The sequence below is a fragment of the Halorhodospira neutriphila genome (genome assembly GCF_016584055.1).
GTDB lineage: Bacteria > Pseudomonadota > Gammaproteobacteria > Nitrococcales > Halorhodospiraceae > Halorhodospira > Halorhodospira neutriphila.
On sequence record NZ_NRSH01000220.1, the window covers coordinates 1 to 2694 of the forward strand.

Sequence of the window (2694 nt, forward strand, 5' to 3'; positions counted from 1 at the left end):
ATGAGACCCCGTGCCCCGACCCCCGCGCAGCCTGAGCCCGCCGCAGCGCCCGGCAGCGAGGCCCCGCCGGCGTGCCCGGTCTGCGAGCACCCCGGCGACTACCTCATGGCCGTCGACGGGCGCGACTACTGGCGCTGCCCCCGCTGCCAGGCCCGCTTCATGGATCCGGCCCAGTGGCCGGACCGCCAGGCGGAGTACGCCCGCTACTGCGAGCACGACAACCGCGTCGACGACCCGCGCTACCGGCGCTTCCTCGCCAAGCTCGCCGATCCCCTGCTCCAGCGGCTCGCGCCGCGGCGCAGCGGGCTCGACTACGGCTGCGGGCCCGGCCCGGCGCTGGCGGCGATGCTCGCGGAGGCCGGGCACGAGGTGGCCCTCTACGACCCCTTCTTCTACCCCGACCCGGCGCCGCTGTCGCGGCGCTACGACTTCATCACCTGCACCGAGACGGCCGAGCACTTCCACCGCCCGGCGGCGGAGCTCGAGCGCCTCGACGCCCTGCTGCGCCCCGGCGGCGTCCTGGGGATCATGACCGCCTTCCAGAGCGACGACGACTACTTCGCCGGCTGGCACTACCGCCGGGATCCGACCCACGTCGTCTTCTACCGGGAGGCGACGCTGCGCGCCCTCGCCGGGCGCTTCGGCTGGTCCTGCGAGATCCCGGCCAAGGACGTCGCCCTGATGCACAAGCCCGAGGGCCCTTAGAGGCCCGGCCTGCGGGGCTGGACGGCGGCCCCGGGCGGGCGTCTGCCGAGCGCGCCCCTTCGGGGTCCCCTGCGCTTCTCGCCCGAGCGGGGCCGCGCGCTAAACTCNTGGCGCCGCTCGGCGTCCCCGCTCGGGCTGCGATGCTCGGCGCGCTCGAGAGGACGCCCGCCCGGGGCCGCCGTCCAGCCCCTCCGCCGGGGCGCCAGCGCCCCGGCGGAGGGGGCGGCGGGTCAGCCGCGGCGGCGCAGGACCCAGATCTCGAGCAGCGACCACTCCTCGCCGGGGTAGTTCTCCTGCTCCAGGGCCGACATGCGCCGGTGCCGGGAGGCCATGCTGCCGACGAACTCGAGCTGCTCGAGGAGCATCCGCTTGGTGGCGTCGGCGGTCTCCAGGGCGAAGGGGTTGAGGAAGTTGACGAGCATGTAGCCCTCGCGGCCGCCGCGGGCGAAGGCGTCGATGACCTTCTTCACGGCCTCGGGCTGGAGGTAGACCAGCGCGGCGGTGGAGATGACGATCTCCGCCTCGCTCAGGGCCCGCTCCACGGCCGACTGGGACTCGGGGGCGGGGTTGTTGAGGTCGACCTCGATGGTCTCGTCGTAGAGGCCGGCGGCGTGGCCGTAGGCGAGGGCGTTGGCGGAGATGTCGATGCCCGTGGTGCGCGCCGGGAAGCGCCGCGGCTGGTCGATGCTCCGGGCGGCCTCGGCGCTGCGCCAGTTGTGGCGGATGGCGTCGAAGTCCATGCCGTTGAGGGTCGCCATGGTGGTGTTGCCGAAGCAGCCGGCCAGGTCGACGAAGTTCAGCGGGCGCTCCGCCGTCGCCTGCTGCTGCGCCCAGGGCAGGATCAGGCGGTCGAAGGTCTGGCGGTTGAAGTTGTCGGAGACGTACTCCAGGCCGTCGAGGATCTGCTCCTTGAACGGCACCGGCGTGTCGGCGACGTAGATGTGGTCGAAGTGCTGCTTCTTCTCGTCGGTCTGGACCTGGGATTGGCTCATGAAAGAGACCTCTGCGGCTCAAGTGGTGGGCTCATGATTGGCCCCCGCCGGGCGCGGGTCAAGCGCCGGCGGGCCGTCACCCCCCGCCGAGCCGGGCCTGCAGGCCCTCGCGCAGCCGCTCGGCGGCCGGCTGCGCCTGGGCGAAGATCTCCTCGAAGCGGTGGAAGTCGAGCATCTGCACGTTGCGGATCTCGGGGCTGACCAGGAAGTCGGGCCGCTGGCGGCGCAGCTTCTCCTGGAGGATCGCCGACTGCATGATCTGGAAGGTGTTGAAGCTGTTATCGAGGTAGGAGGGCTTCGGGGCGGCGCCCGCGCCGCCGCCCTCGGGGACCCGGGCGCCGAGGGCGTCGACGGCGATGGTGATCTCGCAGTCGTCCGGGAGGACGTCGTAGGGCACGGGGTTGGTCAGGCCGCCGTCGACGAGCACCCGCCCCTGGTGGCTCACCGGGCTGAAGAGGCCGGGCACCGCCATGCTCCCCTGCACGGCGGGCCAGAGCGCGCCGGTGTCGAAGACGGCGGGGCTGCGCCGCCAGTAGTCCGTGGCCACGACCTGCAGGGGGATCTCCAGGGCCTCGAAGCGCCGGACCCCGGCCAGGTCGGCGAGGTACTCGATGAAGGCGTCGGCCTCCACCAGCCCGCCGTCGTCGCCGAAGGGCTGGAAGAACTGCAGCCACCGCGTCCAGTTGCCCTTGAACAGGGCCCGGAACCACCCCTCATCGGTCTTGAGCGCCAGCTCCTCGACGGCGGTGCGGATCTGCGCGGCGGAGAGTCCCGCGGCGTAGAGCGCCCCCATGATGGCGCCGATGCTCGAGCCGGCGATGCGGTGGGGCCGCACGCCCAGCTCCTCGAGGACCTCGAAGACCTGCACGTGGGCCAGGCCGCGGACGCCGCCGCTGCCGAGGGCCAGGCCGATCCGGGGCGCCGCACCGGTGCGCTCCGGGGCGGCCGCGGCGGCGGGCCGGAGCAGGGCGAGGAGCGTGGCGGTGGAGGCCATCTG

3 protein-coding genes are annotated in these 2694 nt (G+C 73.3%); 1 reads left to right on the top strand and 2 read right to left on the bottom strand.

Features of this window, described 5'->3' with window-relative positions:
• On the top strand, positions 1 to 705 hold the full coding sequence (locus CKO13_RS11930) for a class I SAM-dependent methyltransferase (RefSeq protein ID WP_200261317.1): 705 nt from the start codon (positions 1 to 3) through the stop codon (positions 703 to 705).
• 230 nt (positions 706 to 935) lie between these two features.
• Here the strand turns inward: CKO13_RS11930 and CKO13_RS11935 are convergent, their stop codons facing one another.
• Both CKO13_RS11935 and CKO13_RS11940 read right to left on the bottom strand, forming a co-directional pair.
• Positions 936 to 1697 (bottom strand): class I SAM-dependent methyltransferase, encoded by a 762-nt coding sequence (locus CKO13_RS11935; protein ID WP_200261319.1) that lies wholly within the window; start codon positions 1695 to 1697, stop codon positions 936 to 938.
• A 76-nt stretch (positions 1698 to 1773) separates the two neighbouring features.
• Positions 1774 to 2691: a patatin-like phospholipase family protein gene (locus CKO13_RS11940; protein ID WP_242468030.1), complete on the bottom strand. Its 918-nt coding sequence runs from the start codon at positions 2689 to 2691 to the stop codon at positions 1774 to 1776.
• Positions 2692 to 2694: the final 3 nt, after the last annotated feature.